Source organism: Robiginitalea aurantiaca, from assembly GCF_030380815.1.
GTDB lineage: Bacteria > Bacteroidota > Bacteroidia > Flavobacteriales > Flavobacteriaceae > Robiginitalea > Robiginitalea aurantiaca.
The window spans coordinates 80,969-94,224 of sequence record NZ_JAUDUY010000005.1; the positions used below are offsets into that span (position 1 = coordinate 80,969).

Genomic DNA, 13,256 nt, shown 5'->3' on the forward strand with positions numbered 1-13,256 from the left:
GATGCTTAGCTCTTTGGTTGCTTCCGTTTACGTTTTCTGAAGAAATCAAATACAAAATACCCGATGAGCAACAGGAGGAAATATTTGAAATAAGACCTTGGTTCACCATCCCCCCCCACTGTAGTAAAAATACGATTCCAGCGGGGTCTCCAATTGGCTATTCCTTCCTTAAAATTATCGAAGCTCATCCATATAAAAACAGGCTTACCGACGATGTGATCTTCGGGAACATAACCCCAGGCCCGGCTGTCTTCAGAATGATCGCGGTTATCTCCCATCATCCAGTAATAGTCCTGTTTAAAGGTATAGCTACTTGCAGGCGAACCATTGATGAGTACCTGATTTCCCGAAACCGATGCCGTATTCCCCTCATAGTCCCGGATGATTTTCCGGTACAGGGGAAACGTCTCAGGGGTAAGGGCTATTTCATCTCCCTTGGAGGGGATGTATATGGGTCCCAATTGATCGTAATTCCAGGGGTATCTCTGGTCCTGAGGAAAAATATTGTACCCCGCTACACCGGGGGTTTCCAGGATTCGAACCACGGAATCGATGGCCGATATTTTCTCAAGTTCCCTGACCATATCTGCGGTCATGGTGGTCACACGCTCCCTAGGGGTAACCTCTTTGATGGAAGAAATTCCCGCCTTCCGAATGATTTCGAGAGAGAGTCCGTTTGGACCTGTCATCAGTTCTATTTGTCCATCTTCCCTGGATTGAGCTCCCATGAGATTCGCAGTGCTGAGTATTTGGAACTGGGAACGGTTAAGAGGTGCTGTTACATAGGTTCGGGTAAAGTCGGATACCCCTGCCTGATCCAGGACCCTTGAGGAAACGCCTTTTTGACTGTAGACCCTGTAATCGTACATCGGTTTTGCCCGGCCGGGTAATTCGAGTTGTTTCCCATTGATAAATACATATCCATCCCGAACTTCCAGGGAATCACCGGGAACACCAACGCAGCGCTTGACGTAGTTCGATTTTTTATCTATGGGTTTCTTTACCCCGGCCTCGGCTTTAAAGAATTGTCGAACCGTATCTGCCGGCCAGCTGAAGACCACGAGATCCGTACGCGAGACTTTCTGAAATCCAGGAAGTCGCATATAGGGCAGCTGGGGTTTTTTAAGATACGAACGGGTATGGAGAACCGGCAGGGTATCGTGTACCATTGGGGCCGCAACGGTCGTCATGGGGACACGGGCGCCGAAGTGGAATTTGCTTACAAAAAGCAGGTCGCCAACCCTGAGTGTGCGCTCAAGGGACCCGGTAGGGATCACATAAGGTTGAATAAAGTACGTGTGGACAAGGGTGGCAGCTACAATGGCAAAGACAATGGAGCTGACCCATTCCCCCGAGGCTGATTTGGGATGCAGGTCACGGTCGGTGATATATTGCACATCCAGCGCATAGTTGACATAATAGATATAGAACCCGAGGGTAAGGATGACCAACCAGGTCTCCATAAGTCGATTCCGACCGAAACTACGGATGGTTTCCACCCATATGACCGGAAACATGAGCAGATTAATAATGGGGATAAAGAGCAAAACCACCCACCAGGCGGGTCTGCGGATAATTTTCATCAGGATAATGGCATTGTATACGGGAACGGCGGCTTCCCAGGCTTTACGCCCTGCTTTAACATATAATTTCCAGGTTCCCAGGAAGTGGATGATTTGAATGATCAGGAAAAAAAGTAGCCACTGTGTGTAATTCATACGTACCTTTTAAGTCAAAGAAAGCCAGCTGATGGCGAAATTACATTCTATTTAACGGAGGTTTAACACGTCTCTCATACCAAAAACACCTTTTTTCCCGATCAGCCATTCGGCTGCAAGAACGGCCCCAAGTGCAAATCCTTCACGGTTATGGGCGGTGTGCTGTATCTCAATCCGGTCCACTTCGGAATCATAGGCAATGCGGTGCGTTCCAGGGGTATCCCCGATGCGTTCAGAGGTGATGGGAATTGTTTCCGATGAGGAGCGCTCTGAATCCCAGGCCGTATAGGTGCTATTCTCGATTATTCCTTCTGCAAGCGTAATAGCCGTCCCACTGGGGGCGTCCAGTTTCCGGGTATGGTGTATCTCAGTCATCGTGGGGGCGTAGTCCGGAAACCCGGACATCATCCGTGCCAGATGGGCATTGAGCTCAAAAAACAAGTTCACCCCCAAACTAAAATTGGATGCGTATAAAAATGCCCCGTTTTGCTGCCTACAAAGGAGTTCGGCTTTGGGAAAGCCATCGAGCCAACCGGTGGTCCCCGATACTACGGGAACTCCGTTTTCCAGGCATGCACTTATATTACCCAAAGCGGAATCCGGGGTGCTGAAGTCAATGGCCACATCCAGTTCTCCAAATGGGGGAATATCCCCAGGGGTGTCTATTCGGGAGACAATCTTGTGGTTTCGGGCTGTGGCAATCCTGTCGATCATCTTACCCATGGTCCCATATCCAAACAAAACAATTCTCATAGCTGTTAAAATCGAATTGCGAGTCCTAAACCATAGCTTGCATCGGTGTTTATGGGATGCGTACCGAGATAGGGTTCAAAATGCAAACTGAGGTCTTCGCTTACGTTGTATTGCTTAAGGTGGGCATCCACGTTGGCATCTATAATATTAAGGGCGTATAGTGCAATGGTAATGAGAAGGGCCAAATCCCTGTCGCGCTGATACCGTTCCTGGGCATCCTGGAGTGCTTCGGTGGAAAAATCCGGAGTTGTGGGAACAAAATCATCATCCGGGTTCACGTCGTAAAATTCGTCATCCGTAAATCCTGCCAACCGGCGTTTGAATGCCGTTCGGGTCCTGTCGTACAGATCGTCGTTGTACATATAAGCGTAGACTCCGGTACCAATAGCACCCCAAACTATGGGGATTTTCCAGTATCTCTTGTTGTATGCTTGCCCAAGTCCGGGCACGACAGCCGAGTAAAAGGCTGCCTTACTTGGCGCCAGGGGATTATTAGCAGGTTTTTTAGTGACCTCTTCCACAGTAATGCCCTGCTGCGATATGTTGTTCTGAATCGAATCGATCTCCCGCTCAGTAGGACTTTCTTCCTGGGCCCACAAGGAGGTTAGGGCACAAAAAAATCCCAGAACGAGAAGAAGCTTAGGCACCGGTTATGCGTTTTTTGAGTTTAATGAAATCGGCCGCATTTTTGAAGGGGATGCTAATCCTCCCTTTACCATCTTTAGTAACTGCCAATTTTACATCGGTATCCAGGTATTCCCTAAGGGCTTCCATGCCTTCGGCAGCAAAATCAGGAATTCCCGCTTTTTTGGAAGTACTTCCCTTTTGAACCTTTTCGCCAGGGTGGTGATAATTCCGGACCAGGGACTCCGTTTCGCGTACGGAAAGATTTTCACCGATGATACGTTCATAGATCGAAATCTGGTCTTCCCTGGAGTCAACATTGACCAGACTCCTGCCATGTCCCATACTGATAAATCCATCCCGCATCCCCGTTTGAATAATAGGATCCAGCCTGAGAAGCCTCAAATAATTTGTTATGGTTGAACGCTTTTTCCCGACGCGCTCGCTGAGTTTTTCCTGGGTAAGACCAATGTCATCTATTAGGCGTTGATAAGAAAGTGCGATTTCAACCGGATCCAGATCCTGCCGCTGAATATTTTCAACCAGGGCCATTTCAAGGGATTCCTGATCGTTGGCAATCCGGATATATGCCGGAATCTGTTTGAGGCCTATTTTTTTAGAAGCCCGATAGCGCCTTTCCCCGGAAACGAGTTGGTAGGAGTTAAATCCGAGTTTTCGAACAGTGATGGGCTGAATAAGGCCTAATTGCCTGATAGAATCCGCCAGTTCGTTCAGAGACTCATCGTCAAAATTAGACCGGGGTTGAAATGGGTTGACCGTAATGGATTCCAAATCCAACTCCACGATGCTTCCCACTACCTTGTCTGCATTCTGATCGGAAGCCGACTGAATGTCATTTTCAGGGTCTTTCAGCAGGGCAGAAAGCCCGCGACCCAGTGCCTGTTTTCGGGTAGCCTTTGCCATTAAACGGTTTGTCTGTTTTTCTGAAGCAATTCATGGGCCATATTCAGGTAATTCGCAGCCCCTTTACTACTCGCGTCGTATTTGATTATGCTCTCCCCGAAACTGGGAGCTTCGCCCAGGCGGACGTTCCTTTGGATTATCGTTTCAAAAACCATATCGCCAAAGTGTTTTTTAACCTCTTCAACCACCTGATTCGAAAGTCTCAGGCGCGAATCATACATCGTGAGCAACATTCCCTCGATATCCAGATCCGGGTTGTGAATCCGCTGTACGCTCTTTACGGTATTCAGTAATTTTCCAAGACCCTCAAGGGCGTAGTATTCGCATTGGATGGGGATAATTACCGAATCCGCAGCAGTAAGCGCGTTCAGGGTCAAAAGTCCGAGAGAAGGTGCGCAGTCAATCAGAATGTACTCGTACCGGTCCCCGAGTTCAGCAACCGCTCTTTTGAGCATGTATTCCCGGTCATCCTTATCGACCAGTTCAATTTCAATAGCCACCAAATCAATATGAGCCGGAATCAGATCGACGTTAGGAGAACTGGTTTCGATTATCGTTTCAGCTGCCGACAGCGTGTGTTCAAGAAGTTGATAACTCCCCGCAGAATGGGCATCTGCATCAATCCCAAGTCCAGAGGTCGCATTGGCCTGCGGATCGGCATCGATTACCAGCACTTTTTTCTCCAATACCCCCAAAGCGGCAGCGAGATTAACTGTAGTAGTCGTTTTCCCAACGCCCCCTTTCTGGTTCGCAATCGCAATTATCTTACCCATAGGTGCCAAAAAAGTTAGGGGTTAAAAATACGATTATTTGCCGTTGAAGAAAGCGGAACTTGTTAACACAAGGTGAATAACTCTGCCTTTAAATGCGGTTAATTGACCTTATAAGGTACCCTTTCGCCTTATGGGATCAGGCCGGGGCCACATCCGCTATTGGACACGGATTCAGGTGCTTGTAAGCAATTCCAGGATTTCGATGGCCGCATCCGGAATCCGTGTTCCGGGTCCGAAAACTCCTACAACCCCCGACTCATAGAGGAAATCGTAATCCGGCTTGGGAATTACACCTCCCACAATTACGAGAATATCGTCCCTGCCGAGCACTTTGAGGGCGTTTATTACCTCAGGAACTAAGGTCTTATGCCCGGCGGCAAGGGAGGAAACCCCAAGGATATGTACATCGTTTTCCACCGCCTGCTTGGCGGCCTCTTCCGGAGTTTGAAACAGCGGGCCGATATCCACATCAAATCCGAGATCGGCGTAGGCGGTAGCCACTACCTTAGCACCCCGGTCGTGTCCATCCTGACCCATCTTTGCGATCATGATCCGGGGCCTGCGCCCTTCCTTAATGGCAAAAGCGTCGGAGAGTTCCCGCGCTTTTGCAAAAGATTCATCTTTTTTGATTTCGTCTGAATACACTCCTGAAATTGATTGTACCTGAGCCTTATGTCTGCCAAATGCGGTTTCCATCGCCTGGCTGATTTCGCCCAGACTGGCTCTGTGCCTGGCGGCTTCTACAGCCAAAGCTAATAAATTTTCATCCGGTCCTGTGGCCTTCCCGGCTTTCTTTTTGGCAGCGGCCAGTGCAAGGCGATCAAGGGCCCGCTGTACTTTTTGGGCATCCCTGTTGCTTCTAATTTCTTCCAGACGGTCTACTTGCTGCTGTCGCACTTTAGAATTATCTACTTCCAGAATGTTCAGGAAGTCCTCCTCCGGACTCTGGTAGGTATTTAATCCTATAATCAGATCCTGACCTCCATCGATTCGAGCCTGTTTGCGGGCAGCCGCTTCCTCTATGCGCAATTTGGGGATGCCGGCTTCTATCGCCCGTGTCATCCCGCCATAGGATTCCGTCTCCTCTATAAGTTCCCAGGCCTTTTCGCAAAGCTCGGCCGTAAGACTCTCCACGTAATAACTGCCGCCCCAGGGATCCACAGTGCGGGTTATTCCGGTTTCCTCCTGCAGGATTAACTGGGTATTCCTCGCAATCCGGGCTGAAAAATCTGTGGGCAAAGCAATGGCTTCATCCAGCGCATTGGTATGCAGGCTCTGGGTTCCGCCGAAGGCAGCTGCAGAAGCTTCGATCATGGTTCGGGCAACATTGTTAAAGGGATCCTGCTCGGTAAGACTCCAACCGCTGGTCTGGCAATGTGTGCGAAGCGCCATGGATTTGGACAATTCCGGGTCGAAACTCCTGACCAGTTTCGCCCAAAGCAACCTTCCGGCCCTTAATTTGGCAATTTCCATAAAATGGTTCATGCCAATACCCCAGAAAAAAGAAAGCCTTGGGGCAAAGGCGTCGATTTTCAACCCCGCTTTAAGACCTGTCCGGATGTATTCCAGACCATCGGCAAGGGTATAGGCAAGCTCAATATGTGCCGGGGCTCCCGCTTCGTGCATGTGGTAACCGGAAATACTGATGCTGTTAAACCGCGGCATATGCCGGCTCGTGTACTCAAAAATATCGGCAACGATCTGCATGGATGGGGCAGGGGGATAGATATAGGTGTTGCGCACCATAAATTCTTTGAGGATGTCGTTCTGTATGGTTCCGGTAAGTTGATCTGCAGCAACCCCCTGTTCCTCAGCGGCGACAATGTAGAAGGCCATAATGGGGATTACGGCACCATTCATCGTCATGGAAACAGACATTTTATCCAGGGGGATATCATCAAAAAGGAGTTTCATGTCCGCTACGGTGTCAATGGCCACCCCGGCTTTCCCAACATCACCCCTTACGCGTTCATGGTCACTGTCGTACCCCCTGTGGGTGGGGAGATCGAAGGCTACAGAAAGGCCTTTCTGACCTGCGGCGAGATTTCGTTTGTAAAAGGCATTGCTCTCTTCGGCCGTTGAAAACCCGGCATACTGGCGGATGGTCCAAGGACGCCTGACATACATGGTGCTGTAAGGCCCCCGTAAATAAGGAGGAATGCCTGCGCCGAACTCGAGGTGTTCTAAACCGCTGAGGTCTTCGTGGGAATAGTTGCGTTTCAGATGTATCCCCTCAGCCGTTTTCAGATTTCCATTAGCCTTAGCAGAACTGGAATTCCCAGGGGTCGAAGGGGTCCACTGAATATTCAGTGCTTTAGATCTTTTCATCTTCAAGTCTTTTGCGTTCGCTGGCTTCAGATAGTCGTTTTGCCAGGATTGGAGCGATCTGTGTCTGTACCTTCCTAAAAGGTCTGAAGGGGTTTTTCTCCAGGGTTTCCGCCATGTGGTCATCGCTATTGGAATATTTATTGGATCCAACAAGAACCCGCTTACCCGCGTCAAAAGCTTTCTGTTCCTTTAGGGCACTCTCTTCAATTTTCTTCTGAATGGTGTGTTCCCGGAGTTGAGAAAGAAACCCTCCGCCTTTTTCAATGGATTTAAACACCTCAAGGGCTTTCTGCCCGAGCTGATCCGTCAAGGATTCAATATAATAGCTCCCGTCAGCCGGGTTGGAAACACTGTCGAAATAACTTTCATGCTTCAATAACAGCAGCTGATTGCGACTGATGCGTGACGCGAAATCATTGGGGTAATGGTAGAGCGTATCGTAAGGGAGGTTGCAAATTACATCAGCGCCCCCCAGGATCGCGGACATACATTCTGTAGTGGTCCGCAGCATATTGGTGTTGTAGTCGTAGAGTGTTTTATTGCGCAGCGAAGGACGTGCGATAATTTTACATTTTCCCGAATACCCGTATTCCTGGGCCAGCAGTTCCCAAAGCTTTCTCAGGGCCCGTAGTTTTGCGATTTCAAAAAAGTATTCATTGCCCATGGAAACTAGAAAAACAGGCGCTTCAAGAAGGGGTTTGAGTCGCTGATCGTCAACGCTTCTAAGGAGATACTCATGCCCGTGTGCAAGGGCGTAGGCTAATTCCTGTACCCGGGTGGCACCCGCGTTTTGGTAGCGGTCCATATGGATGGCAAGGCATGTATTTAATTCATTTGCCGACGCAAATGATCCTAAAACCTCTAAATCCATCTCCTTGTTTACGACCCAGTTTCCGGATGTAACCAGGGTATGGATCGGATCGAGAAGGCATTCAGCCTTAGGGTGCGCAACCTTCTTCAGCCCATTGAGGAGCTTCTGATCAGAACCGGGGAGATCCCAGAATTGGGGTACAGGTACCGATTTGATTTCACCCAATTTTTCCAGTTCCTCATAAGGGACCCGGACTAACAGCGCTTCGACACCGTTTTCCAGGTTAGTACCGACCAGATCACGGGCCTTTTCAGAACCCAGGTTAAACGCGTATCCGATTTTCCAGCCTCCAGCCCCAGGTTCGGATTTTCCTTCGCCCGCCTCAGGAATGTCCGCTTCGGTGTAAAAAGGTTTTACGACAATTCCCTCGGGAGAGGTCCAGGTGAGTAGTTCGTTGTAATCCCCTCCTTTGAGATCCGCCTGAATCTGTTGTTTCCAGGCTTTGTCTGAAATTGGAGGGAAGTCTTTAAAATCAATTGGATTCTTCATCCGGGTCTGGCTTTATACTGTCTTCGTATTCGATTAGAAATATCTCTTCATTTTTTCTTTTCAGATAATACTGCTCCCGTGCAAATTTCTCGAGTTCCTTGGGATCTGAAAGTTTTTCAATTATCGCCTTATCCTTGGAGATCTCCTCCTTCAAAAATTCCTGTTGCTTCTCCAGTTTATTGATTTCTTTGCGAAGTTCCCGGTGAATCAGCAGGGAATTGGTGTCAAAAAAAAGCATCCAAATGGCAAAGATGGTAAGCACCAGAACGTAAATATTGCTTACGATCCCAAACCATCGCTTTTTTCTGAAATCTTTCCAGCTCATTGAGTCAGTTTTTCGGATATAATGGTGCGAACAATGTCTACGGCTACCGTATTGTATTTGTTGTTAGGAATAATGATGTCCGCAAACTCCTTGGTAGGTTCAATAAATTGCTCGTGCATGGGCTTGAGCGTATGCTGATAACGATCCAGCACCTCGGAAATACTGCGATTGCGTTCCGTAATATCCCTTTTTAACCTACGGATCAGCCGCTCATCCGAATCTGCATGCACAAAAATTTTAATATCGCAGAGATCCCTGATTTCGGGTTGCGTCATAATCAGTATCCCTTCAATGATCATTACTTTCCGGGGCGGGGTCAGTATGGTCTCCCCCGTCCGGTTATGCTCGGAAAAAGAGTAGATCGGTTGCTCAACAGGCCTCCCTGATTTAAGCGCTTTCAGATGGGCTTCCAGAAGATCGAAATCAATAGTGCTGGGGTGGTCAAAATTAATCTGACACCGCTCTTCGTAACTCATTCCGGACAGATCCTTGTAGTAGGAATCCTGAGATAAAATTCCAACTTCATCAGGGGGGAGCTCTTCTATGATCTGATTGACCACAGTCGTTTTTCCACATCCCGTTCCTCCCGCAATTCCAATAGTTACCATGGAAATTGAAATTTGTCTCAAAAATAGGAATTTAGTTTAAGCCATATCGAGACTTCTTCGGCGAATCTCGTGAGGATTTTAATCGATTCAAATGATAATACTCATAGTTAGAACTCGTGCAGATTTATAGTTTTGAAGTGGTGAATTTCAGGTTTGCCACTTTTCAAACCCGCATGCTCTCATGAAAATTATATGGCTGAATTTATAGATTCAGTTCCTATCACGTATTTTTATACCAAAGCAAAAAACGGCCCTATGGCAAACCCTTTTGAAATTAAAGTTAACGGGGAATGGTCTTTTCATATGGATTCGGAATCCCTGGAGACTTATGATCAGGCCCGCCTTTCCTCCAATACGTTTCATGTAATTCACAATTCCCATTCTTTTGAGGTACAGATCCTCGAGGAAGATTTTGATTCAAAATCCTACAAGGTGTCCGTAAATGGGAAACCTTACACAATATCGATTTCGAATCCCCTTGACCAGTTGATCTCCACTATGGGCTTTGAACTGGGAACTTCTAAGAACGTTTCACATATTGAGGCTCCCATGCCCGGTTTGATACTCGATATTCAGGTTTCTCAGGGCGACGAGGTCAGGGAAGGAGACCCCTTATTGGTCTTGGAGGCGATGAAAATGGAAAATGTAATTCTCTCCCCCCGGGATGGTAAGATTGCGAAAGTTGCGGTCGAGAAGGGAGCTGCTGTAGACAAGAAAAGCCTTCTTTTAGAATTTGAATAAAATACACGGCAAATGGATAAAATACTGATAGCCAACCGGGGTGAAATCGCAATCCGGGTGATGAGGACGGCGCGTAAAATGGGCATTCAAACAGTGGCGGTTTACTCAGAAGCCGACAGGGATGCCCCCCATGTTCGGTTTGCCGATCAGGCGGTCTGCATTGGAGAAGCCCCTTCTAATAAATCATACCTCAGGGGAGCACATATTGTGGAAGTCGCCAAATCGATGGGTGTTGATGGAATCCATCCCGGATACGGGTTTTTAAGTGAAAATGCTGAATTTGCGAAAACGGTATCGGAGAATGGCCTGATTTTTATCGGACCCGGACCAGAGGCCATTCACACCATGGGCGATAAACTGGCGGCCAAGGAAGCCGTAAAGGCCTACGATATTCCAATGGTCCCCGGAACGGACCATCCGGTAACGGATTTGGAGGAGGCCCTTGAGGTGGCCAAAGAAATCGGGTTTCCGATACTCATTAAGGCAGCTGCCGGAGGGGGAGGTAAGGGGATGCGCATTGTTGAGGCTGAAAAGGAGCTCAAATCTCAGATTCAAAGGGCCATGAGTGAAGCAGCCTCAGCCTTTGGGGATGGTTCGGTTTTTATCGAGAAATATATCAGTTCCCCCCGTCATATCGAAATACAGGTAATGGCGGATACACACGGCAATATCCTTCACTTTTTTGAACGGGAATGCAGTATACAGCGACGCCATCAGAAAGTCGTTGAGGAAGCTCCTTCAGCCGTACTCACACCTGAACTTCGGGATCGCATGGGCCAGGCGGCAGTTGATGTTGCCAGATCCTGCGGTTATGTTGGGGCCGGCACGGTGGAATTCTTGATTGACGATGCACATAATTTCTATTTTCTGGAGATGAATACCCGACTCCAGGTGGAGCACCCGGTAACCGAGTTGATTACCGGGCACGACCTGGTTGCCCTTCAGATTCGTGTGGCCAGGGGGGAAGTTCTCCCCCTGAAGCAGGATGACCTTCATATCCAGGGACACGCCATAGAATTAAGGGTTTATGCCGAAGATCCGCGAAATGATTTTTTGCCATCGGTAGGAACCCTGGAACGCTACAAACTTCCGGAAGGAAAAGGAATTCGGGTAGACAATGGTTTTGAAGAGGGGATGCAGGTCCCAATTTATTACGATCCCATGCTATCCAAACTGATCACCTATGGGGCGGACCGCATGGAAGCCATTCAGCTTATGCTCGAGGCAATATCACAATACCAGGTGGAGGGTGTACAAACGACCCTGCCTTTCGGTGCATTTGTTTGCAGGCACCAGTCTTTTAGAAGCGGGATGTTCAATACGCATTTTGTTAAAGATCACTACGCGCCTGAGATGCTCAAAGCTATCGATGAACAGGAGGCCGGAGTGGCAGCGGCTGTTGCTTTAAAGCATTATTTAGAACAACAAAAACAATTACGGACCCCCACTACATAATTATGGATAAGAAACTAGAGGAACTTCAGAACCGATTAAAGGAAGCCCACCTTGGTGGCGGGGTCAAGCGGATTGAAAGGCAACACGCACAGAAAAAACTGACGGCCCGGGAACGGGTTATGTACCTCCTTGATGAGGGTTCCTTTGAGGAGATGGGAGCCCTGGTCACCCACCGGACTACGGACTTTGGAATGGAAGATCAACAATTTTACGGGGACGGTGTAATTACGGGATATGGTACAATTCACAACAGGTTGGTCTATGTCTACGCCCAGGATTTTACGGTGTTTGGAGGTTCCCTATCAGAAACGCACGCAGAGAAAATTTGTAAAGTAATGGACCTGGCCGTGCGCGTGGGCGCCCCTGTAATTGGGTTGAATGATTCCGGTGGCGCCCGAATTCAGGAAGGTGTGCGATCCCTGGGAGGGTATGCCGATATTTTTTATCGCAATGTACAGGCCTCGGGAGTCGTACCCCAATTATCTGCCATTATGGGGCCATGCGCCGGGGGGGCTGTTTATTCACCCGCGATGACCGACTTCATTCTTATGGTGGAGGAAACGAGCTATATGTTTGTTACCGGGCCCAATGTCGTCAAAACGGTGACCAATGAAACGGTGAGCTCAGAAGAACTGGGAGGAGCCACAACACACGCTGTAAAATCGGGAGTTGCGCACCGGACTGCCTCAAACGACGTGGTGTGCCTGGAAGACCTTAGAACACTGCTTTCGTACCTTCCCCAGAACAACCGTGAAAAAGCTCCGGATCTCCCCTATGAACTGGACACCGAGTGGCGCGAGGAACTCGGGGGAATTGTGCCTGAAAACCCCAATAAGCCTTATGATATGCATGAGGTGATCGGGGGAATCATTGATTCGGATTCATTTTTTGAAATTCACAAAGATTACGCTGAAAACATCATCACTGGTTTTGCGCGCCTCGCAGGAAAAAGTATCGGAATCGTGGCCAATCAGCCGATGTTCCTGGCCGGGGTGCTCGACAGCAACAGCTCGCGAAAGGCAGCCCGATTCACACGCTTTTGTGATAGCTTTAATATCCCTTTGCTCATTTTGGTGGATGTGCCCGGGTTTCTGCCGGGAACGGATCAGGAGTGGTCTGGAATCATCATGCATGGGGCCAAGCTATTATATGCCCTGAGCGAAGCAACCGTACCCAGAATTACGGTGATTACCCGTAAAGCCTATGGCGGTGCCTACGATGTGATGAATTCCAAACATATCGGTGCTGATTTGAATTACGCCTGGCCCGGGGCTGAAATTGCCGTTATGGGCGCAAAAGGAGCAAGTGAGATAATATTCCGAAAAGAAATCAAGGAGGCAGCCGATCCAGAAAGGGAGTTAGCCGAGAAGGAGGCAGCTTATGCGGCAAAATTTGCAAATCCGTACCGTGCGGCCAAAAGGGGTTTTATCGATGAGGTTATTGTTCCCAATGAGACGCGGAGAAAATTGATAAAGGGTTTTGCTTCCCTTCAAAACAAGGAAGTAGCTCAGCCCAGGCGTAAACACGGGAATATACCCCTCTAGCAAATGGCGGGAGGCGGCAGGTTTCGATCGGGGTTCATGGGAACCCCCACCCACCCGTAAATAAGATATTCTTTCAACCTGCAAAATCAAATCGGAACGCACT

Annotated in this window: 12 protein-coding genes; 3 read left to right on the top strand and 9 right to left on the bottom strand. The window is 48.6% G+C overall.

The genetic code is table 11. From position 1 onward, the window contains the following. Positions 1 to 5: 5 nt before the first annotated feature. From lepB to udk, 9 genes are all read right to left on the bottom strand, one after another. Complete coding sequence (lepB, locus tag QU605_RS11325) at positions 6 to 1,718, bottom strand: signal peptidase I (RefSeq protein WP_289725426.1); 1,713 nt, start codon at positions 1,716 to 1,718, stop codon at positions 6 to 8. A 51-nt stretch (positions 1,719 to 1,769) separates the two neighbouring features. Then, complete coding sequence (gene dapB, locus QU605_RS11330; RefSeq protein ID WP_289725427.1) at positions 1,770 to 2,471, bottom strand: 4-hydroxy-tetrahydrodipicolinate reductase; 702 nt, start codon at positions 2,469 to 2,471, stop codon at positions 1,770 to 1,772. Between the two features lie 5 nt (positions 2,472 to 2,476). Further along, a complete protein-coding gene (locus QU605_RS11335) occupies positions 2,477 to 3,118 on the bottom strand; it encodes a DUF5683 domain-containing protein (RefSeq protein ID WP_289725428.1) in 642 nt (213 codons plus the stop codon). Further along, positions 3,111 to 4,019: a ParB/RepB/Spo0J family partition protein gene (locus QU605_RS11340; protein WP_289725429.1), complete on the bottom strand. Its 909-nt coding sequence runs from the start codon at positions 4,017 to 4,019 to the stop codon at positions 3,111 to 3,113. The genes QU605_RS11335 and QU605_RS11340 overlap by 8 nt, the downstream gene beginning before the upstream one ends. Beyond that, positions 4,019 to 4,792: a ParA family protein gene (locus QU605_RS11345; RefSeq protein WP_289725430.1), complete on the bottom strand. Its 774-nt coding sequence runs from the start codon at positions 4,790 to 4,792 to the stop codon at positions 4,019 to 4,021. The genes QU605_RS11340 and QU605_RS11345 overlap by 1 nt, the downstream gene beginning before the upstream one ends. Before the next feature lie 171 nt (positions 4,793 to 4,963). Further along, complete coding sequence (gene scpA / locus QU605_RS11350; RefSeq protein WP_289725431.1) at positions 4,964 to 7,120, bottom strand: methylmalonyl-CoA mutase; 2,157 nt, start codon at positions 7,118 to 7,120, stop codon at positions 4,964 to 4,966. Continuing rightward, positions 7,107 to 8,480 carry a methylmalonyl-CoA mutase subunit beta gene (locus QU605_RS11355; RefSeq protein ID WP_289725432.1) on the bottom strand — a complete coding sequence of 458 codons (1,374 nt, stop codon included), beginning with the start codon at positions 8,478 to 8,480 and terminating at the stop codon, positions 7,107 to 7,109. The genes scpA and QU605_RS11355 overlap by 14 nt, the downstream gene beginning before the upstream one ends. Then, positions 8,464 to 8,805, bottom strand: a complete 342-nt coding sequence (locus tag QU605_RS11360; RefSeq protein WP_289725433.1) for an FtsB family cell division protein — start codon at positions 8,803 to 8,805, stop codon at positions 8,464 to 8,466. The genes QU605_RS11355 and QU605_RS11360 overlap by 17 nt, the downstream gene beginning before the upstream one ends. Continuing rightward, complete coding sequence (gene udk, locus QU605_RS11365) at positions 8,802 to 9,413, bottom strand: uridine kinase (protein WP_289725485.1); 612 nt, start codon at positions 9,411 to 9,413, stop codon at positions 8,802 to 8,804. The genes QU605_RS11360 and udk overlap by 4 nt, the downstream gene beginning before the upstream one ends. A 255-nt stretch (positions 9,414 to 9,668) precedes the next feature. On the opposite strand from udk, the gene QU605_RS11370 reads away from it, so the two are divergent. From QU605_RS11370 to QU605_RS11380, 3 genes are read left to right on the top strand one after another with little or no spacing between them, the layout of a single operon-like run. Then, the gene (locus QU605_RS11370; RefSeq protein ID WP_289725434.1) at positions 9,669 to 10,154 is read left to right on the top strand and encodes an acyl-CoA carboxylase biotin carboxyl carrier protein subunit; all 486 of its coding nucleotides are present in this window, start codon (positions 9,669 to 9,671) and stop codon (positions 10,152 to 10,154) included. Between the two features lie 12 nt (positions 10,155 to 10,166). Then, positions 10,167 to 11,609, top strand: coding sequence for an acetyl-CoA carboxylase biotin carboxylase subunit (gene accC / locus QU605_RS11375; RefSeq protein ID WP_289725435.1), 1,443 nt, complete (start codon positions 10,167 to 10,169; stop codon positions 11,607 to 11,609). Between the two features lie 2 nt (positions 11,610 to 11,611). Next, a complete protein-coding gene (locus QU605_RS11380) occupies positions 11,612 to 13,153 on the top strand; it encodes an acyl-CoA carboxylase subunit beta (RefSeq protein ID WP_289725436.1) in 1,542 nt (513 codons plus the stop codon). Positions 13,154 to 13,256: the final 103 nt, after the last annotated feature.